A 19,587-nucleotide genomic window follows, 5' to 3' on the forward strand; every position below is an offset into this window, starting at 1 on the left:
CGCACGCAGTCAACCTGTCAGCACGAAGCTTGCCTGCGACGCATCGCCCCGAAAGACACGCGTGCGGCACGGCGCTTGCTCGACGGTAGGGCGTATCAAAACAGGAACCCCCCTTACCGGAGAGCCTCATGAACAAAGCCGAAATCCCTGTGGCGCAACGCGCCGTGCTGTCAATGCTCCTGGACGATCACCGGGAGGTAAAAAAACTCTTCAAGACATTCCAGCAAGAGAAAGACAAAGACACCCGCGAGCAGCTCGTGCGCGAGGCGTGTGAAAAGTTGGCCGTGCACACGCAGCTTGAAGAAGAAGTGTTCTACCCGTTCGTACGGGACAACGGCGGCGAAGCATTCAAGGACCTCGTCGACGAAGCCGTGGTCGAGCATGCCACCGCAAAGGATCTGATTCAGCAGTTGAGCGGCATGGGCGCGGGCGACGATCTGTTCGCGGCCAAGTTCACCGTGTTGGCCGAGTACGTCTCGCACCACGTGGAAGAAGAGGAGACCGAACTCTTTCCGAAGCTGATCCATCAGCATGTCGACCTGGCACCGCTGCAGGAGCACATGACCGCACGCAAGGAGGCACTGCGGGCCGAGACCGCCACCTGACCCGCCCCACCACCTGCTACTGGACACACCATGCAAGCCACCGTTTGCGACTTCCTCGTCGGCCGCGGGGGTGTGCGGCGCATCTTTGGGTACCCCGGGGATGGCATCAACGGCATGTTCGGTGCCTTGCAACGTGGCCGGCGCGTTCGTGCACCAGGCCAGCATGCCGGCGCAGGTGCGGCATCTGGGCTCCGGTTTTCCTGATGCAGAATTCCTGCCCAAGGAAGGCCAGGCGCGCGGCGCACAGATCGACCTGGACCCCGGCAAGCTCGGGCTGCGCTATCCGATGGAGATCAACCTCGATGGCGACAGCGCACAGAAGCTGGGTGCGCTGCTGCCACACGTCACGCTGAAACAGGCACGTAATTTTGCAACGGCGCTTGCGAGCAGCGACCCGGACGCGAGCGGTGTGCTGCGCGGGACAGCACGGCAGGTGTTGTCGACGTTGTTTCCGGGGCATAAGGACAAGAAGTGAACCGGAACGCGTCGTGCTCAAGCCACGTCGATTTGGATGGCGCCTGGATGGCGCCTGGATGGCGGCCAGAAGAGGCAAAAGAAACACTACAACGATTCACTGATCTTCTTGTCTTGCGTGTCTCAATCGGTGGTGCTTGCTGCGAACACCCACAGCGTGGGGCATCGCGGGTTGTAAGCGGTCAGGCACCAGATGCCCAACGCCACGCTGAGAAGTGCGCTGCCCCTCATTGCCTTGCCCTATCGCACCGCTGCCTTTTGCCGCGGCATCAAACCTCGGCACTGCAACTGGCGTGGGCCGCATCGTGATGGTGCTCACGCAGCGCGCCCGGTATCCCCGTGCCCGCCAGACCATCGGCTGCCAGCCATACCGCGGTGGCGGCAGCCGCGCGGTCGATCAGCTCCGCGCATCGGGTGTAGTCGTAAGGTGAAATATCGAGCGGGCACAGCGGCGGCACCACGGCAATGGGCACCTGCCCAGCCCAGCGCTCCAGGTCTTGCACAAGCTGACGCGCGACCAGCAGTGACAAGGCGTTCAGCGCGTGCTCGATGGCGCTGCGCGGGGCGCGACGGTCTGCACACGCAAACCCCGCCGGCAATACGACAACACGGGTGGCGCCCAACCGGATGGCTGCAGAGAGGGGCGTGTTGTTGGCGACACCCCCGTCGATCAACAGGCGATCCCCAATGCGCACCGGTGGATACACGCCCGGAATGGCGGGGGGGGGGGGCCCCCCCGCCCCCCACGCGCCCGCACCCACCACCCCCCCCCCCCCCCCCCCCCCCCCCCCCCGGCACGATGGCGCCGGAAGACAGCACCACCTCGGCGCCAGTGCGCATGTCGGTGGCCACAACGTGCAGTGGCAGCGTGGCCGCCTCCAGCAGAGTCTGCGCGAAATGCCGCGTCAGCAGGCGCTGCAGGCCCGAAGCATCCACCAGATGCGCCCTGCGCCCGCCCAGCATGCCCAGCATCGCCCTCCATGACCATGGCATCACGTCGGCGCGCCGCACACTGCGCCACAGGGCTTCAAGCTGCGCTGTGCCCTTGGCGTGCGGGTTGCACGCAAAAAATGCGGCATTGATGGCGCCTGCCGAGGCACCGACCACCATATCCGGCACCACGCCCGAGGCTACCAACTCGCGCAGCATGCCAGCTTCAATGGCACCGAGACTGCCACCACCGGCAAAGACGAACGCCGTCCGCTCAGCTCTGTCCATGATCGATGCCGCATTGCAGCAGGAAGTCCGCTCTGGACGATTGGAACTAGAGTAGGCCGGTACGACGATGGCGGCCAGTGATGCCTCGCTGCTTGCGCTCAGCGGGTCCGCTGTACGGCGTCGGCCATCGGCTTCCAGTGCAGAAAGCCGAACAGCAAGGTCAGCAGCACGCTGTCGAGCAACGGGCCCTTGTGCAGCGCCACCTTACGGAAACACAACACCACCTCCAGCAGATGCACGGCCAGCAGCGCCAAAGCCACGATGCGCAGCCAGCCGATGGCGTCGGCCGACAGCGGCAGTGGCGTGGCATAGCTGGCCAGCGCAACACCATACACGGCGAGCAGGACGAGCTTGCAGAGGACGTTGAACATGCCGGGGTCTCCAGAGGGTCGGGGATTCAGGTGCCCTGCAGCATACCGGCCACCGCAGTCCCCCGGCCGCTTCAAACACCTGGATAGACGCCGCCCTCCACCCGGCCATGTCGGCGGCCGGGCACCTGTCAGGCCGCCGGGCCGAACCAGCGCTGCAATGCTTGCTGCAACCCCTGGGCCGTTCCGTCACCGACCCACGCCACATGACCGTCGGGGCGGATCAGCACCGCGGCGGGCGCGGGCACCGGGCCGATGACCGGCAGCGCCCACGTTCCTGCATAGCGGGCGTCGACCCGTCGCACGCGATCGGCCCATGGCGCAATGTCCAACGCGTCAGTCGGGCTCAAGTTGAGCAGCACCGGGCGGGCCTCGTGCAGCAGATGGAAGACGCGCACCGGGCCATCGGCGGTGCTCAGGTCGAGATCAGGCATGCGGCGTCCGAGCAGCGGGTGGCCCTCGCCGAGGTCGTAGCGAATGTCGAGCGCCGAGACCATCCCAACGAGCCGTCTGCGCGGCTCGTCCATGCGAAACAGCTCCGACGTGATCTCACCCAGCGCCTTGGAGCGCTCGTCCTGGCGAAGCAACACCACCTGCGCCAGCGTATTGCGCAGCATGCGGGCGGCAATGGGATGGCGCTCCGCGTGGTAGCTGTCGAGCAGGCTCGGGGGCGCCGTCCGTTTGATGACCTCCGCCAGCTTCCAGCCCAGATTCACGGCGTCCTGCATGCCCATGTTCAGGCCCTGTCCGCCCATGGGCGGATGCACGTGCGCAGCGTCGCCTGCCAGCAGCACGCGTTTGTCGCGGTAGGCCACGGCCTGGCGGGCCAGATCGGAGAACCGAGAGACCCAGTTCGAGCAATGAGCACCAAAGTCGGTGCCATAGACGGCGGTCAGCGCCTCGCTCACGTCGCGCAGCGTGGGCGCGTTGTCGCCGCCGAGTTGCCGCTCGGTTAGAACCACGCGGACCCATTTGCCATCTTCCATGGGCGCGATGGCGTGCCTGCCGATGGCGTCGTATTGGAAACCAAAGGGGGGCGTTTGCGTGGTTTGAATCTCGGCGATCAGCCAGCTCGTCGCTGCGTCCCAGCCGGCAAACTCAATGCCGGCCGCCTTGCGAACGGCGCTGCGTCCGCCATCGCATCCAACGAGGTATTGCGCCCGCAGCACCGAGCCGTCAGACAGGGTGACGTCGACACCCGTGTCGTCCTGCAAGAAGCCGGTCACTTCACGCTCGCGATAGAACGGCACGCCAAGCTCGCCCACCCACTGCGCCAGGAGGCGCTCGGTGTGGTGCTGCCACAGGCCGAGCACATAGTTGTGCCGGGTGGGAAAGTCGCTGATGTCGAGCGGGTTCTCGCCGAAATGCACGACGGGATAGGTCTTGCCCTGCGAGACAAACCGCTCGGCCACACCGCGCTGGTCGAGCACCTCGATCGAGCGCGAATGCAGCCCCAGTGCACGCACGCCCACGACGTCCTGATTGGCGCGGCGCTCGACAATGGCGACGTCAATGCCGGCCAGCGCCAGTTCGGCGGCCAGCATGAGCCCCGTCGGTCCACCGCCGGCAATCACCACCGCATGCCCGCTCATTTGGCACCTCCGGCCGGCAGCGCTACGGCACTCCACCGCGCTCCAAACGTCCATGGCATCACACGCATATCTCACCCTCCTTTCGGTCGGTTTCAAGATGGGTGGCGATGCTACTGCGGCCGGCGGGGCTTCCCGCAAGCCCCAGGGGCCTCGGTATACTTGAGGCAACGGTGGAGCGATGCCTTGCCTGGCAAGGCACACACCAACGAAAAAAGGCCGCCCCGAAGGACGGCCTTTTCTGTTGATGAGTTGCAATTATGTCTGCCCTACGAAATGCAGCGGAATCAATGCGTTACGCTGGACACCATAATTACGCAAGTTTGTCCTGAAGCATCAGTTTCGATCCAGTCCACGGTGGGGCGTTACAAACATGTTTGCCCCACCTCTGGCCAGATGGCCACGACAACCGAGCGCCATCAAGTTGCGCTAATCGTCGATCAGTTGCTTGTCCACCCTCTAAGCCATTGGTCACCTGCGCCGATTCTATCCACCTCATCCAGTCCCAGGATTGGTACCGCTGAGTCGCCAAGGTCGGGTATCCCAACTGACGAATGGTTGCCCTGACGCGCTTGCCGAGCTTGATGTAGAGCTCGACCGCGCGAATCCTGTCCTCGTACGAATACATGAACTCTACCTCCAGGTAGTCCAAGATTTTGTCCGCACCTCCCCTGAGTCAAGATTCCGTGCAAATCAACATTCGCTTGGCCTGTCCGGCCGAATGCGCGCCATTTCTCGCCATACCTTGAACTCGTACGGACAGACGGCGACCGCTAGTCAACTTTGAATTGCCCAATCGCCGAGACCAACGCAGCAGCCTGGCCTTGCAATGCGCTCGCTGCAGCGGCGGATTCCTCCACAAGTGCAGCATTCTGCTGCACCATCCCATCGAGCTGGGCGACAGCCCGGTTGACCTCCTGAATGCCTGCCATCTGCCCACTTGCTGAACGAGCGATATCGGAGACGATGGATTGGACATGGGCGACATTGGTCACAATCTCGCTCATCGTGGCGCCCGCCTGGCGCACCTGGGCAGCGCCCGCCGCGACGCTTGCAACAGTAGACTCCACCAACTGCTTGATTTCGCGAGCTGCTTGAGCGCTACGATGCGCAAGGCTACGGACCTCCTGTGCAACGACGGCAAAGCCGCGACCTTGCTCGCCGGCGCGCGCTGCCTCCACAGCGGCGTTTAGGGCGAGGATATTCGTCTGGAAGGCGATGCCATCGATCACGCCGATGATCGTGCCGATTCTGTCGGATGCTTCCTCGATCGTTGTCATTGTGCCAACCACGTTCGACATCGCTTCGCCCCCTTGCAAGGCGATCTGTGTCGCGGTCGCTGATCGGTCATCGGCCTCGCGCGCGGCTGCTCCCGACTGAACGACCGTGCCCGATATCTCGTCCATCGACGCGGCCGTCTGTTGCAGGTTCGCGGCAGCCGATTCCGTTCGGCAAGATAGATCATAGCTTGCCGCTGCGATCTCGTTTGCTGCGGCACGTACTAGTTCGCTCGTTCCACGAATCCCTAATATCACCGTCTGAAGTTTGGCGACGAACTGGTTGAAAGAGCGTGCAATGTTCGCCACTTCATCCTTGCCACCTTCTGGCAAACGCTGTGTCAAGTCGCCCGTGCCCGAACCGATCGCCGCCATTGCATGACAGACCTCTGCAAGGCGGCGAAATACCGTCGTTGTAATGGCGAAGCAGACGACGGTCGCGATACCTACGATGATGACCAGCGATATCAATGAAGCGGTCAATAGCGAACGGATTCCAGCAGTCGCCTCCGACTTGTCAAGGCTGACCACAACGTGCCAGTCCGTGCCCGCGACGGCCTGAGCGCGCACGAGCTTGGCCTTTCCGTCTACCGTTAGCTGCAGCGGCACCTTGCCTGTACTGCCCGATGTCGTGGTGACCTTGGCAAGATCGGGCGCAATGTCGGAAACGGGTTTAAATCGCAGTTTTGGGTCGGGATGCGCGATCACGCGGCCGCTTTGGTCCACCAGTACACCAAAACTCGCCGGCGTCGGATGAATCGACTTGACGCTTTCAACGACGCTGTCCAGTGCCACATCGCCTACCAACACCGCCTTCAATATGCCATCGCGAATCACCGGAACGGCCAACGCGACTAGCAACTGCCCGCTGGTGCTCACGTACGGAATGGCTACAGATTTACCGGCCTGCGCGGCTCCCTTGTACCAGGGGCGGCTGGTTGGATCGTAGCTCGCCGGAATGTTTGGCCAGTCAGTGAATTTTGCTGTGCGATCAGGGTAGCCGACGCCTACGTCAAAGAACCCACCTGCGACGGCGATCTGCTTGAGCATGGGGTCGGGGTTCGTTGTCAGTGCAGCGTCCTGCAGCGATGACACCATCAGTGTCTTTGCGGCGATCCAATCGCCGATCGCTTTGGCATGGTCGTCGGCGTAGGTGGTGAGATCGTGCGCGATTGCAGCCTCGTCGTTCGCCTTCGCAGTCGTGTAGTTCGCTACGGTGGTTGAGACGACGGAGAACGCTACAAGCGAAACGCAAGCGCAGACGACCCGTGCGCGGATGGATGACAGCATCGTATTGCCTATGCGGTGTGTGTGGCGGGCATTCGAGTCCACCTCAGAATGCAGCGAACCGGTTCCGGGTGAGGAGTACGGTCGCGCATGTAGAAGCGTTATCCAAAGTCCGCGCTGGGGCACCGACCTTCACGGGACGGCCGCGTCATTGGATCGCTTTGCGAGATTGCGCTGCTGTTGCAAAAAAAAGGGCCCCACCAAATCAGGGCCAACCCTCTTCTTATCGGCGCACCTTCACCGGACGCCCGCATCGTTGCGTCATGCCACCGCCCCTGCTCCGCCGGTGAGCGGGTCGGAGCCGTCAACACGGTGCGTTAGCACGTGGCGCAGAAACTCCCGCGTCCGCGCCTCGCGTGGGGCACTGAGGACCTCCTTCGCACAGCCCTCCTCGATGATGCGTCCCGCATGCAAGAAGCACACTCGATCTGCGACTTCACGGGCAAAGCCCATCTCATGCGTGACGACCAGCATCGTCATGCCTTCGCGCGCAAGCGTGCGCATCACGCTCAGCACCTCGCCCACGAGTTCGGGATCGAGTGCCGAAGTTGGCTCATCGAACAGAATGGCTTTCGGCTTCATTGCCAACGAACGAGCAATCGCGACTCGCTGTTGCTGCCCGCCCGAAAGCTGGTGCGGATATGCATGCGTCTTTTCGCCGAGTCCGACCTTATGGAGCAGGGCAATAGCCTCGGTGCGTGCCTGATCGGGCGGCTCTCGCTTGACGTGCACGGGGCCTTCCATGACGTTTTCCAGAGCCGTCCGGTGCGGGAAAAGATTGAAACGCTGAAACACCATGCCGACCTGGGTACGAAGCTGATTGATGTTTCGGCACCGCTGTTCCACGAGCTGATCCAGCAGCTTGATCTCCCCCGCATCGTAGGACTCGAGAGCGTTGATACATCGCAGAAGCGTGGACTTTCCCGAGCCAGAGGCGCCAATCAGGCACACCACTTCGCCTTGCTGAACATTCAGCGAAATACCGTTGAGCACGCGCACACCGCCAAAGCTCTTATGCAGATCTTTAATTTCGATCATGACAACCTCACTTCACCTTGTGTTTTCCAAAGCGTCTCTCGAGATGCCTCGTCAATCCCATCAATGGGAGACTCAATGCCAGATAGCCAATGGCCACAAGCGTGTAGACGGTCAGATTCTGGAAAGTCGCGGCGGCAATGAGTGAACCTTCGCGCGTCATTTCCGCAACGGTAATGGTGGACGCAAGAGAGGAATCCTTAAGCATGGAAACCAACGTGTTGCTATACGGTGGCAATGCAACCTTGATGGCCTGGGGCAGGATGACGCGCGTCATCGTCTTGACCTTTCCCATTCCGAGCGATTGCGCCGCCTCGTATTGACCTGGGTCGACAGACTCGATGCCCGATCGAATGATCTCGGCAACGTATGTCGAATAGCCGAACGCGAGGCCCACGATGCTCGCCTCGAGGGCGTCCAGCCGCAGGTGAATATCCGGGAAAACAAAATAGATATAGAAGAGAAGCACGATCATCGGCAAGCCGCGTACAACGTTGATCAACGTTGCGACAGCACGCCGGACCGCAGCAAACCGCGACATCTTCAGAAGCGCCCACACGAGGCCCAGCGCCGTACTCAGCAGCAAACAGCTGATCGTGATGAAAACGCTAATCCCTGCTCCTTTGAGCAATATCGGGACAAATTCAACTACGTCACTCCAACGCATGATCTACCTTCTAATAATAGTTCTATTCATGGCGGCTCAAAACATGCGCCGGAGTGACCGGGATCGACCACCTCGCTCCCTCGCCCGCACGTTCTGCAACTCGCCTGCCTCCAAAGCTCCCACGTACTAACCTGCGCGCCTCCCCTGCGGGGCCACCGACTCAAGACGGCCCGCACTCATCAAGAAAAAAAGTGCCTGCGATACATTACGTGGCACTCCCGTTCAATCCCCGAAGTTCCACTTTTTGAGTATCTTGTCGAGCGTGCCGTCAGCCTTGATCTTGCCTAGTCCGCTGTTAATCTTGGACAGCAAGGCGGTGTTCCCTTTCTTCACACCGAATGCAATCGGCACCCTTCGCAGCGGCTGAAAACCGTCCACGACGCGAACACCATCCAATCGTCCTGCGGCCTCCTGAGCCTTTAGGACCGGGTAGTCGTTGAACGCTGCCGTAATGCGGCCCAGTGCAACGTCGCGAGCCATATCCGCGCCGTTGTTGTAGAGCTTGACTTCCTTGAAGATGCCGAGCTTGACGAGTTCGTCCGAGGTCTCTTCGCCAGCGCCCGCACCCACGATGGTGCCCTTCAGATCGTCGATCGTCCGATAGGCGTTCTTGTCGGTTGCGTTGACGATGATCCCTTTTCCGAACTGCGCCACGGGTTGGGAGAAGTCAATCACTTCTGCCCGCTTGGGTGTGGGTGTCATGCCGGCCACGATAAGGTCGATCTTGTCCGAGACCACTGACTGGATCAGTGCCGAGAATGGGATGACGTTAAAAGAAACGTCGAACCCTTCGCGCTTGCCGATTTCCCGGATCACATCAGGCATGACGCCCTGTATTTCGTGCGTCTTCAGATCAAGAAATGCATTCGGGATACTGGAAGGCGTCGTTCCCGCAGAAATCTTGACGGTGTCTGCCCGTACATGGCTCGCGCCAAGAGCCATTGAGATAGCAACGGCAGCAGTGACAAGAATGCTCCTAGCGAAACCTTCATGCGTACCGGCACCCCGTTGCGACGTATAGAGATACATGACAGATCCTTAACGAAAGTTCTTCAGACAATCGCGGGAAAAAGCACACAGGCGATGCTTGATCAGCCCCAACCGCGATGGGAATCAGCAGGCAACAGCAGCCCTGCTCAACAACAAAACAAGTGCAAACCGGATCAGTTGTAGAAAGCGGCGAAACACATCGCCGGAAGTCGACGGTAGTTCGCATCATGACGACAGCCCTGCCCGAAGACCCACGACGATCACAACTTCGTCGACACCGCAAAGCTCTCATCATCTTTACTCCGCCTGCAATGCCCTCCACCAGACTCGAACGCAACGAAGTCGCATAACCTCATGCGGCAAACTATAGAGAAGAATGTTTTTTTGGTGCTTAACATCCAATAAATTGTTCGTTAAATTCTGGTTAATGCTCAGGCTATCAATGCAATGGAGTCCGCATGGTGAGCGCTCTTGCCGATAGCAAGAGCGCCTGCGGCGGCAATCCGGGAGCAGCTTTGAGCCCGGCGAACCCATAACGACAGCATCAGCTACATACGGTCTGACTTGGCGCGGCGTCGGTGCATTCGTCCTTACCGGCCAGGTACTCAAGGGCGTTACCCATGAAGTTGCCCAGGCATTCGATAGTGCTTAACGATCAATTTATCGGCCATTAAGCACAAGTTCGCGGCTCACTCCTATAGTGGCGCTTCCTCAAGCGCAAGAACGGTACAAAAGGCCGGTCGCGCAAAGTGCCGCAAGGAGCCGCAGATGAATTTGGAGTCGTTGAACACGCCGGCCGCATTAATCGATGTCGCCCGCATGAACCGCAACATTGATCGGATGCAGCGCCGCATGAACGCGCTTGGCGTCACGTTTCGGCCGCACGTCAAGACAACGAAATGCCAACAAGTGGTGAAGGCGCAGGTTGCCGCAGGCGCTCGCGGTATCACGGTCTCTACGCTGAAGGAAGCCGAGCAGTTCTTCGCAAGCGGAACCCGTGACATCGTCTATGCGGTCGGCATGGCTCCGGCCAAGCTGCCGCAGGCACTTGCGCTCAGGCGACAAGGCTGCGACCTCAAGATCGTCGCCGACAGCATCGCCTGCGCCGAAGCCATCGTTGCCTTTGGCAACGAACACCAGGAACGATTCGAGGTTTGGATCGAGATCGACGTGGACGGGCATCGCTCGGGCATCGCGCCTGACGACAACGTGCTGCTGGATGTTGGAAGAACGCTGGCTGACGGCGGCATGCATCTGGGCGGCGTGCTCGCGCATGCAGGCTCCAGTTACGACTACGACACACACGATGCATTGGTCCGTGTGGCCGAACAGGAGCGCTCTGGCTGCGTACGTGCGGCCGAACGCCTGCGCTCCACTGGGCTTCCGTGTGAGACCGTAAGCATCGGGTCAACGCCGACTGCGCTGACCGCCGAGCACCTGGAAGGCGTCACGGAAGTTCGCGCGGGCGTCTACGTCATGTTCGATCTCGTCATGCACAACGTGGGCGTCAATGACATCTCGGAGATCGCGTTGAGCGTACTGACAACCGTGATCGGACACCAGAGAGAGAAAGGCTGGGCCATTGTCGACGCGGGCTGGATGGCAATGAGCCGCGACCGCGGCACACAGAACCAAAAACACGATTTCGGCTACGGCATCGTCTGCCGCGAGAGCGGCGAGGTTCTGAACGGGTACGTGATGAGTGCAGCAAACCAGGAGCACGGCATCATTTCACGGTCAGGCGCACCGGACCACGAGATCGAGCAACGGCTTCCTATCGGAACGCGTCTGCGAATCCTGCCTAACCATGCGTGTGCAACAGGAGCGCAGCATCCCGCCTATCAAGCTGTCGACGCTGACGGCACCGTACAGACCTGGCCTCGCTTCTACGGCTGGTAAGGCGTTCCGAGCACTGGGCGTAGCAAACCGGAACGCTAAAGAAGCCATTCATGATTGTGGGATGCATACGCCAGAAAGAATCATGAACGACCAAAATGAACTCGATGCTGGGAACCTCACTGGGATCATCCGCCAACGCCTACTGCGCGGCGAGGTCGAGCGAAACCCGCATCGTAGTACGCGAGCGTCCGTCAATGGCATTCCTGTTTAAGTCTGACACTCGCCGGGGCGAGGTTTGGCGCAAGCGCCTGCGGAGCGAGTTCCCGAGCCTTGATTTCCGTGTTTGGCCAGACGTAGGCGATCCGTCGGAAATCAAATACATCGCCTGCTGGGTTCCGCCCCCGGATCTGGGGGAAGCTTTCCCAAACCTTGAATTGGTGTTCTCCGTCGGCGCAGGTGTAGATCAGATCGACCTTAACCTTCTTCCGCCAGGCGTGAAGTTATTGCGCATGACCGAACCAGGCCTGGCGGCCGGGATGAACGAATACGCTACGCTGGCTGTATTGGCGGCACACCGGAATTTGCCTGCTTACCTCGATCTTCAGCGTGCTGGCGCTTGGAAGCAGTTGCCCACCGTTGCGGCGAAGCATCGGAGGGTTGGAGTCATGGGCCTTGGCGTCTTGGGAACAGGACTGCTCGAGAGTCTGAAGCCCTTCGGCTTCAAGCTTCACGGATGGAGCCGCTCTTCGAAGCAGATTGAAGGCGTCACAACATTTACCGGGTCTGATGAACTAGCGCGGTTTCTCTCTCAGACCGACATCCTCGTTTGCCTCCTCCCACTAACTGAAGATACTCGCGGCATCCTCAATACGAGGACATTCGACGCACTGCCCAACGACTCCTGCTTGATCAACGTTGGCCGCGGAGGCCATCTGGTTGAGAAAGATCTCCTTGGAGCCCTGGCATCGAACAAGCTGCGTTGCGCCATCCTGGACGTCACGTCTACCGAACCGCTGCCCGCTAATCACCCGTTTTGGTCGCACCCGAAGATCATTCTGACGCCCCACGTCGCGAGCGTTACGGATGCCGAAGGCAGTGCGGACTTCGTGGCGACCAGCCTTCGAAGGCATTTCGCCAAAGAAGCATTGGTGGGCGTCGTCGATACGTCCCGCGGTTATTAAGTCTGTCTTGGTTGTTTTCCGAGCCAACAATGGAAGTTTGAAATGCTCAGAGTTGAAGAGGTATACGACACGCCGGGATTTGTGGGTGAAGCGGATGTTGTCGTGATTGGGGCGGGAATCATCGGGACATCCGCGGCCTATGAATTAGCACGGCGCGGTGTATCTGTGGCTCTGCTCGACAAAGGCATTGTTGGCGCGGAGCAGTCCGGGCGCAATTGGGGCTGGGTCCGCCAGCAGAACCGCGACATCTTCGAACTGCCGCTTGCCATGCGCAGCGTTCGACGTTGGAGCGAATTGCGCGATGAACTCCAGATCGACCTGGGCTTTCGCCGTGACGGCATTCTGTATGCCTCCAATGACGCGAAGAGCATCGCCCGGTGGGAGGCGTGGTGCAAGCGTGCTCGCGACATCGGATTCATCAGCCACGTGCTCACTTCAGCGGAGGTGAACAGTCGTGTCCCTGCTGGGGGTCCCCAATATGCTGGGGGCGTCTGGTCTCCTGACGATGGGTGCGCTGAGCCTTCGCGCGCAGCACCTGCCTTGGCGGAGGGCGCGAAGCGCCGTGGCGCCCTGCTCTACCAGAACTGCGCTGTACGTGGCCTCGAGTTCAGCGCTGGACGCGTGAGTGGTGTGTGGACTGAGCGCGGCCTGATCAAAGCGAGCACAGTGGTCTGCGCCGGCGGCGCGTGGAGTTCACGTTTTTGCAACCGTCACGGCATTGACCTCCCGGCGGTCAATGTCGTAGGCACCGTGATGCGTACGTCCGTCGCTCCTGCCGCCATCAACGGCTGCTTCAGCGGCCCCGGGTTCGCGCTTCGCCGCCGCCTGGATGGTGCATACACGCTGGCGGTGCCTGGTTTCGGGCGTATCGACCTAGCGCCGCTCGGTGTGAAGCACGCCTTGAGGTACTACCGCAATTATCGAAACGATATCGGAAAGAAACTCAAGTACCGATTCTCAACGCCCTGGTTTGAAGGTCCAGAGGCCGGGGCAAGCTGGCAATTCGATCAGGTGTCGCCATTCGAACGGTGCCGTGTGCTCGACCCGCGCCCCGATCTCGACTTCGTCAAAGTTGCCCTCGAGAACGTCAAACGAGCGATTCCGCAGTTGGCCGATCTGCAGGTGGTGCACGCGTGGGCCGGCGCAATCGACACGACGCCGGACCTCATTCCCATCATCTCTGATGTCGCCCAAGTTCCCGGGTTCTACGTCGCGACTGGATTCAGCGGCCACGGCTTTGCGTTGGGCCCGGCGGCCGGCGAGCTTGTCGCAGACATGGTGACGGGCGCGAAGCCCATGATGGACATATCGCCTTACCGTCTGAGCCGTTTCAGCGACGGCACCACCATCAAGGTGCCGGAAATGATGTGACAGCAAAGTTGGCGTGCGTGGTCTGAGCGAAAGCTTGCGCCACGCGTCCGCTGCGTAACGGCGAGGTTCGCCATCACGCGTACGGCTCTCGAAGGAACCGCGTCGCTCCCCGCACCGCCGAAGCGGACGGGATGGCGCCGCTCAACCGATTGACTATGGTGTTCCGCAGTGACCGGTTCCCACCTTATTCAAAGTCATGAGCAGGAGTGTTGTTATGAGGTATGTCTCGACCCGGGGCGGCAGTGTTAACCGTCGGTTCTCAGAGATTTTGCTGGAAGGACTCGCGCCCGACGGTGGTCTGTATATGCCCACCGCCTATCCCAAGATCGATGACGCTACGCTACGTCGCTGGCGCGGCCTATCGTACGCCGAGCTCGCGTTCGAGATTCTCTCGCTGTATATCGACGACATTCCTGCCGATGCGCTTCGCACCATCATTGCGAACACCTACACACCGGAAATCTTCGGATCGACGCAGATTACCCCACTAAGAAAGCTCGACGATTCGATCAGTTTGCTCAACCTGTCCGATGGCCCCACATTCGCCTTCAAGGACATGGCCATGCAGCTCCTGGGCAATCTGTTCGAAGTGGAGTTGGAGCGCCGGGGATTACAGCTCAATATCCTTGGCGCCACATCGGGCGATACCGGCAGTGCGGCAGAGTACGCCATGCGAGGCAAGCGGAATGTCCAGGTCTTCATGTTGAGCCCGCATGGCCGCATGAGTCCATTCCAGCAGGCGCAGATGTTCAGCCTGCAGGACGAAAACATCCACAACCTTGCCGTTGAAGGCAGCTTTGACACGTGTCAGGACATCGTCAAGGCTGTCTCCGCTGACCTGGGTTTCAAGCGGCAATACAGCATCGGCACGGTCAACTCCATCAACTGGGCACGTTTGCTGGCCCAGGTGGTTTATTACTTCGCTGGCTACTTCCAAGCGACGACTGACAATAGCGAGCGCGTCTCGTTCTGCGTTCCGTCGGGCAACTTCGGCAACATCTGCGCCGGCCATGTCGCCCGCATGATGGGGCTGCCGATCGAGAACCTGGTACTGGCAACCAATGAGAACGATGTTCTCAATGAGTTCTTCAAGACGGGGCGGTACCGTGTGCGCACCAGCCGCGAGACCATGATTACCTCCAGCCCGTCGATGGATATCTCGAAGGCATCGAACTTCGAGCGTTTTGTCTTCGACCTGCTTGGCCGCGATGCGCAGCGCGTGGCGCAGATGTTTGGTACGGAGCTTCCACGGTACGGCCAGTTCACGCTTGAAGAACACGCGTTCGCCCAGATCGCCAGCTATGGCTTTGTCTCAGGCAAGAGCACACACGCAGACCGGTTGCAGACGATTTCCGACACGTGGGAACGTCATCGCATGATGATCGATCCGCACACCGCGGATGGCGTCAAGGTGGCGCGCGAACACCTGCGCCCCGGCACGCGCACCATCGTGCTGGAGACTGCGCAGCCGCTAAAGTTTGACGAGATCGTGCGCCAGGCGACGGGTCAAGACGCCCCGCGCCCTCCTTCAGTGGCCGACCTGGAACAGCGCCCGCGGCGTTGCCGGGTGATTGAGCCCTCCGCTGACAAGGTGATGGCATACATCGCACAGCACTGCAATTGCTGAGCTTGCCGGGGGACTCAACATGGCTGTGTTCACGCCTGTCTCCGAGGAACAAGCGGCCGGCTTCATCGCGTCGCTGACACCGGGAAAGCTGACCTCACTGCGCGGCATACCAAGCGGAATCGAAAACACCAACTATTTCGTTACCACCACCGCTGGCGAATTCGTGCTGACCCTCTTCGAGCGGCTGCGCGAAGATGAACTGTCGTTCTACCTGAAGCTAATGCTCCACCTAGCTGGAAAGGGAATACCCGTTCCGGAGCCCAAAACCGATCGCAATGGGCAGATTGTCTTCAGACTGAACGGGAAACCGGCTTGCCTTGTGACGAGGCTGGAGGGACAGCATTGCCCGGCACCGACGCCGCACCATTGCGCGCAAGTCGGAGCAATGCTTGCACGCATGCACTTGGCTGGTCGGGATTTTGGGCTGGAGCAGTTCCCAACGCGCGGCTACGGTTGGTGGTTTCACGCCGCAGATCAGATCCTGCCGTTTCTCGACGGCAGCAAACGCGAAACGCTCCTTGACGAGTTGCGGTTCCAGCAGACCCTGGCCAACGATCACCTGTACCAGAACTTGCCTCGTGGCCCAGTCCACGGCGACTTGTTTCGCGACAACGTGTTGTTCGCCGATGGATCTAAGTCGAACGACAAAGCTGGCGCACAGACGCTGTCGGGTTTCTTTGATTTCTACTTTGCTGGAACCGACACATTCATCTTCGACGTAGCAGTGTGTCTAAACGACTGGTGCATCGATCATCCATCTGGAGCACTGCTGCCGGCGGCGGCCAACGCCTTCGTCAAGGCTTACGAAGTGGTTCGGCCGTTGACTCCACAGGAGCATCGCCACTTGCCTGCCGTGCTCCGAGCGGCAGCCTTGCGATTCTGGCTTTCGCGCCTAATGGATCTGCATTTCCCCCGCGAATCGACACTACTCCACGCACACAATCCGGAGCATTTCTTCCGTGTGTTGTGTCTTCACCGCTGTTCATCTCCTTTTTTGACACGAAACCAACGTTGATCCCATGACAAAATCATATTCACTGCGCGATCTGATTCGTGCCGATAATTTCATCGACGGCCAGTGGGTTCCTGCAGCGAGCGGCAAGCGCTTTCCCGTGACCGATCCCGCAACGGGCAAGGTCATCACAGAAGTCGCGGACAGCGGCCCCGATGATGCCCGCGCCGCAACTGACGCCGCCGCGCGCGCCTTCCCTGGCTGGCGAGATACCTTGCCGAAGGACCGTGCCACTGTTTTGCGTCGCTGGTACGCCCTCATCCTCGAGCACACTGATTCGCTGGCTCGGCTCATCTCGCTAGAGCAGGGTAAACCGCTCGCAGAAGGTCGCGGTGAGGTCATGTACGGTGCATCCTACGTCGCTTGGTTCGCTGATGAGGCCACGCGCATCTACGGCGATGTCATCCCCCAGCAGCAGCGCGGCAAACGCATGACAGCCATCAAGGAGCCGGTGGGGATTGTCGCGGCAATCACGCCGTGGAACTTTCCGCTCGCGATGATCGCGCGCAAGATCGCGCCGGCACTCGCGGCCGGCTGCACCGTGGTCGGCAAGCCCGCGGAAGACACTCCCCTCACTGCGCTGGCGTTGGTGCTCCTGGCGCACGAAGCCGGCGTTCCTGCTGGTGTGTTGAATCTCATCAGCGCGTCGCGCGACAACGCAGTCGGCTCGGTCAAAGCGTGGTTGGACGACGGCCGCGTACGCAAGATCACGTTCACCGGCTCGACGCCGGTGGGCAAATATCTCGCGCAGGAGTCAGCTGGCACGTTAAAAAAGCTGTCGCTCGAGCTGGGAGGCAATGCACCTTTTATCGTGTTCGAGGATGCCGACCTCGAAGCTGCGGTGACGGGGCTCATGGCGGCCAAGTTCCGCAACGGCGGTCAGACATGCGTATCGCCGAATCGCGTCTATGTACAAGCGCCGGTCTACGAGAAGTTTGCCGACCTCCTCGCAACGCGCGTTGCCGCGCTGAAGGTTGCGCCAGCAACCGATCCGAATGCACTCATCGGGCCCATGATCAATGCGCGCGCCGTCGAGAAGATCGAAAGTCATGTCAAGGACGCAATAGACCACGGCGCCCGGGTACTCACTGGTGGCAAGCGGTTACCAGAGCTTGGCAAGAACTACTACGCGCCCACCGTGCTAGCAGACGCCACGCCCAATATGCGGTTGAGCTGCGAGGAAACCTTCGGCCCGGTGGTTCCGCTGTTCCGCTTCGATGACGAAGCGCAGGCAATCCACGCCGCCAACGACACACCGTTCGGGCTGGCAACCTATTTCTACAGCCAGGATCTCCGCCGTATAGAGCGTATTGCTCGTCTGCTGGAAGCGGGGCTGGTCGGCATCAACGAAGGTGTGCTTTCGAGCGAAGCGGCACCCTTCGGCGGTGTGAAAGAGTCCGGCTACGGGCGTGAAGGGTCGAAGTACGGCCTCGATGATTACCTGTCGATCAAGTACCTGTGCCAGGGCAATCTCGAATGAAGAGCCGGGTGTGCTCATCGCGGCCGACGTCTGAGGGGTGCAACTCCCTGGATGCACGCCTCGAGCACGTCCAGCGACTGCGTCAGTGCCTGGCTATCCATATGCCCGTATCCAAGCAGAAAGCCGCCGGGGTCTGACCTACGCGCGGTGAAATCCCGAACATCATTGAAGACGACGCCATGGGAGCGCAATGCGGCTCGCAAGACCTGATCCCACGCAGGGTTTCGGCCCGAGATGACCACGTGCAGCCCGCCCTCGTCGCCAGCCAATGTCACCACGTCGGCGTAGGGCGCCAGCCGCTCGCGTATGGCATTCCGCATATCCCCATAGTGCCGCCGCACCCTGCGTAGGTGTCGATCTAGCTCTCCAGACACCAGCAGGGTTTCAACGACCTTCTGCACCGGCCACGACACATGTGCACGCTCCCGTTCGACAAGCCCAGCCAGCGCTGCGGCGGCGGCGGGAGGCGCGACGATGAAGCCCAGCCGTAGCGAGGGGCTGACAGCCTTGGCGAATGTGTTCAGCAACAGCGTGCTTTCCGGCGCGTGGCTGAAAATCGGTGGATGGTTCGTTCCTGCGTAATGGAACTCGCAGTCGTATTCGTTCTCCAGGATGAGCATCCGGTGCGCACGCGCAAGTTCGACGAGCGCTCTGCGCCTCGGCCCCGACAGCCGCCCTCCCATCGGGTACTGATGCGCCGGTGTTACGTGGGCAAGGACAGGCACGGCGCCGTCTCCCGCAATCCTCTCAACCAGAACGCCTTCAGCATCCACTTGCACGTAGCGCAGCGATGCACCGCAGCGAAGGAAGGCCGACGTCGAACCGGCGTAACCTGGATCCTCAGTCGCGCACAGGTCACCCGGCTTGAGAAGTGCATGCGCCGCAAGCTGCAGGGCATGACCTGTGCCATGCGTCACGACAATCTGTTCCGCCCCAACGTTGACGGATCGGTGTTCGCCCAGCCATTCCGCGATCGCGCGTCTAAGCCCCGGTTCTCCGCGCGGATCGCCATAGCTCTGGGGCGGCAAATGGCGCCCGGCTTCACGGCAGGCGTTGCGCCATACCTCAAGCGGCAGGGTCCGCGCGTTGGCCTGTCCAGGCCGCCAGTCATGCCCGGAACCCTCCGGCGGTTCAGGCTCCCTCCGCAGGACCTCGCCTATTCGTGCCAGCAGTAAGGGAGTCGAAGCCGGCTGTATCGCCGTGGCAGGGACAGAAGACACGCTTGTGGCAACGAAGGTGCCGTGACGTCCGCGCCCCTCCAGGATGCCCTCGGCGATTAGTTCGTCGTATGCATCGACAACGCAGTTGCGGGCCACCGTCAGCTGGGTCGCGAGGTCGCGGCTCGGGGGTAGCCGGGTGCCTGCCGGCACCACATGGCTGGCGATCTTTTCGCGCAATTGCCGTGCAATCTGGCGGGAAACCGGCCCACCTGAAACCCGGTCCAGTTCGAGGGCGACGAGCGCAGGCAGCGGCTGCCTCGACGAGTGATTTGCAACCATAAACGCGCCAAATTGCTCCGATTTTGGTTCTTAAAAATTCTGTACAAATCGTCAGAATTGATGAACCA

15 protein-coding genes and 1 pseudogene are annotated in these 19,587 nt (G+C 60.7%); 8 read left to right on the forward strand and 8 right to left on the reverse strand.

What is annotated here, in order from left to right:
* The first annotated feature begins 128 nt into the window (after positions 1-128).
* Positions 129-605, forward strand: coding sequence for a hemerythrin domain-containing protein (locus R2N16_RS03105; protein ID WP_316664123.1), 477 nt, complete (start codon positions 129-131; stop codon positions 603-605).
* Positions 606-726: 121 nt separating this feature from the next.
* Positions 727-1,080 (forward strand): hypothetical protein, encoded by a 354-nt coding sequence (locus tag R2N16_RS03110; RefSeq protein ID WP_316664220.1) that lies wholly within the window; start codon positions 727-729, stop codon positions 1,078-1,080.
* Positions 1,081-1,348: 268 nt separating this feature from the next.
* On the opposite strand, the pseudogene R2N16_RS03115 reads toward R2N16_RS03110, so the two are convergent.
* The 7 genes and pseudogenes from R2N16_RS03115 to R2N16_RS03145 all read right to left on the reverse strand — a co-directional run bounded on the left by R2N16_RS03115 (position 1,349) and on the right by R2N16_RS03145 (position 9,549).
* Positions 1,349-2,297, reverse strand: a pseudogene (locus R2N16_RS03115) (patatin-like phospholipase family protein).
* A gap of 98 nt (positions 2,298-2,395) precedes the next feature.
* Positions 2,396-2,668 carry a DUF1145 domain-containing protein gene (locus R2N16_RS03120; protein WP_316664124.1) on the reverse strand — a complete coding sequence of 91 codons (273 nt, stop codon included), beginning with the start codon at positions 2,666-2,668 and terminating at the stop codon, positions 2,396-2,398.
* 128 nt (positions 2,669-2,796) lie between these two features.
* The gene (locus R2N16_RS03125; protein WP_316664125.1) at positions 2,797-4,257 is read right to left on the reverse strand and encodes an FAD-dependent monooxygenase; all 1,461 of its coding nucleotides are present in this window, start codon (positions 4,255-4,257) and stop codon (positions 2,797-2,799) included.
* Between the two features lie 770 nt (positions 4,258-5,027).
* Entirely contained in the window at positions 5,028-6,821 is a 1,794-nt protein-coding gene (locus R2N16_RS03130; RefSeq protein WP_102064290.1) for a methyl-accepting chemotaxis protein, read from the reverse strand.
* A gap of 258 nt (positions 6,822-7,079) precedes the next feature.
* Positions 7,080-7,856: an amino acid ABC transporter ATP-binding protein gene (locus R2N16_RS03135; RefSeq protein WP_102064289.1), complete on the reverse strand. Its 777-nt coding sequence runs from the start codon at positions 7,854-7,856 to the stop codon at positions 7,080-7,082.
* A gap of 7 nt (positions 7,857-7,863) precedes the next feature.
* Positions 7,864-8,520, reverse strand: coding sequence for an amino acid ABC transporter permease (locus R2N16_RS03140; RefSeq protein ID WP_027678529.1), 657 nt, complete (start codon positions 8,518-8,520; stop codon positions 7,864-7,866).
* A gap of 222 nt (positions 8,521-8,742) precedes the next feature.
* On the reverse strand, positions 8,743-9,549 hold the full coding sequence (locus R2N16_RS03145; RefSeq protein ID WP_316664126.1) for an ABC transporter substrate-binding protein: 807 nt from the start codon (positions 9,547-9,549) through the stop codon (positions 8,743-8,745).
* Between the two features lie 729 nt (positions 9,550-10,278).
* Here R2N16_RS03145 and R2N16_RS03150 point away from each other — a divergent pair.
* The 6 genes from R2N16_RS03150 to R2N16_RS03175 all read left to right on the forward strand — a co-directional run bounded on the left by R2N16_RS03150 (position 10,279) and on the right by R2N16_RS03175 (position 18,020).
* Complete coding sequence (locus R2N16_RS03150) at positions 10,279-11,409, forward strand: DSD1 family PLP-dependent enzyme (RefSeq protein WP_316664127.1); 1,131 nt, start codon at positions 10,279-10,281, stop codon at positions 11,407-11,409.
* 194 nt (positions 11,410-11,603) lie between these two features.
* The gene (locus R2N16_RS03155) at positions 11,604-12,530 is read left to right on the forward strand and encodes a 2-hydroxyacid dehydrogenase (RefSeq protein ID WP_102064286.1); all 927 of its coding nucleotides are present in this window, start codon (positions 11,604-11,606) and stop codon (positions 12,528-12,530) included.
* Between the two features lie 42 nt (positions 12,531-12,572).
* Positions 12,573-13,901, forward strand: coding sequence for an NAD(P)/FAD-dependent oxidoreductase (locus R2N16_RS03160; protein WP_102064285.1), 1,329 nt, complete (start codon positions 12,573-12,575; stop codon positions 13,899-13,901).
* A 214-nt stretch (positions 13,902-14,115) separates the two neighbouring features.
* On the forward strand, positions 14,116-15,528 hold the full coding sequence (gene thrC, locus R2N16_RS03165; protein ID WP_102064284.1) for a threonine synthase: 1,413 nt from the start codon (positions 14,116-14,118) through the stop codon (positions 15,526-15,528).
* A 19-nt stretch (positions 15,529-15,547) separates the two neighbouring features.
* Positions 15,548-16,543 (forward strand): homoserine kinase, encoded by a 996-nt coding sequence (locus R2N16_RS03170; RefSeq protein ID WP_102064283.1) that lies wholly within the window; start codon positions 15,548-15,550, stop codon positions 16,541-16,543.
* 4 nt (positions 16,544-16,547) lie between these two features.
* Positions 16,548-18,020 (forward strand): NAD-dependent succinate-semialdehyde dehydrogenase, encoded by a 1,473-nt coding sequence (locus tag R2N16_RS03175; protein WP_027678536.1) that lies wholly within the window; start codon positions 16,548-16,550, stop codon positions 18,018-18,020.
* Between the two features lie 14 nt (positions 18,021-18,034).
* Here the strand turns inward: R2N16_RS03175 and pdxR are convergent, their stop codons facing one another.
* A complete protein-coding gene (pdxR, locus tag R2N16_RS03180; protein WP_316664128.1) occupies positions 18,035-19,519 on the reverse strand; it encodes a MocR-like pyridoxine biosynthesis transcription factor PdxR in 1,485 nt (494 codons plus the stop codon).
* Between the last annotated feature and the right edge of the window lie 68 nt (positions 19,520-19,587).

The sequence above is a fragment of the Ralstonia psammae genome (assembly GCF_958405935.1).
Classification (GTDB): domain Bacteria; phylum Pseudomonadota; class Gammaproteobacteria; order Burkholderiales; family Burkholderiaceae; genus Ralstonia; species Ralstonia psammae.

Coding starts and splice junctions, on each gene's coding strand:
- R2N16_RS03140 (WP_027678529.1), bottom strand. CDS start 8,520: ATGCGTTGGAGTGACGTAGTTGAATTTGTCCCGATATTGCTCAAAGGA.
- thrC (WP_102064284.1), top strand. CDS start 14,116: ATGAGGTATGTCTCGACCCGGGGCGGCAGTGTTAACCGTCGGTTCTCA.
- R2N16_RS03125 (WP_316664125.1), bottom strand. CDS start 4,257: ATGAGCGGGCATGCGGTGGTGATTGCCGGCGGTGGACCGACGGGGCTC.
- R2N16_RS03130 (WP_102064290.1), bottom strand. CDS start 6,821: ATGCTGTCATCCATCCGCGCACGGGTCGTCTGCGCTTGCGTTTCGCTT.
- R2N16_RS03105 (WP_316664123.1), top strand. CDS start 129: ATGAACAAAGCCGAAATCCCTGTGGCGCAACGCGCCGTGCTGTCAATG.
- R2N16_RS03175 (WP_027678536.1), top strand. CDS start 16,548: ATGACAAAATCATATTCACTGCGCGATCTGATTCGTGCCGATAATTTC.
- R2N16_RS03135 (WP_102064289.1), bottom strand. CDS start 7,856: ATGATCGAAATTAAAGATCTGCATAAGAGCTTTGGCGGTGTGCGCGTG.
- R2N16_RS03145 (WP_316664126.1), bottom strand. CDS start 9,549: ATGTATCTCTATACGTCGCAACGGGGTGCCGGTACGCATGAAGGTTTC.
- R2N16_RS03150 (WP_316664127.1), top strand. CDS start 10,279: ATGAATTTGGAGTCGTTGAACACGCCGGCCGCATTAATCGATGTCGCC.
- R2N16_RS03160 (WP_102064285.1), top strand. CDS start 12,573: ATGCTCAGAGTTGAAGAGGTATACGACACGCCGGGATTTGTGGGTGAA.
- R2N16_RS03120 (WP_316664124.1), bottom strand. CDS start 2,668: ATGTTCAACGTCCTCTGCAAGCTCGTCCTGCTCGCCGTGTATGGTGTT.
- pdxR (WP_316664128.1), bottom strand. CDS start 19,519: ATGGTTGCAAATCACTCGTCGAGGCAGCCGCTGCCTGCGCTCGTCGCC.
- R2N16_RS03155 (WP_102064286.1), top strand. CDS start 11,604: ATGGCATTCCTGTTTAAGTCTGACACTCGCCGGGGCGAGGTTTGGCGC.
- R2N16_RS03170 (WP_102064283.1), top strand. CDS start 15,548: ATGGCTGTGTTCACGCCTGTCTCCGAGGAACAAGCGGCCGGCTTCATC.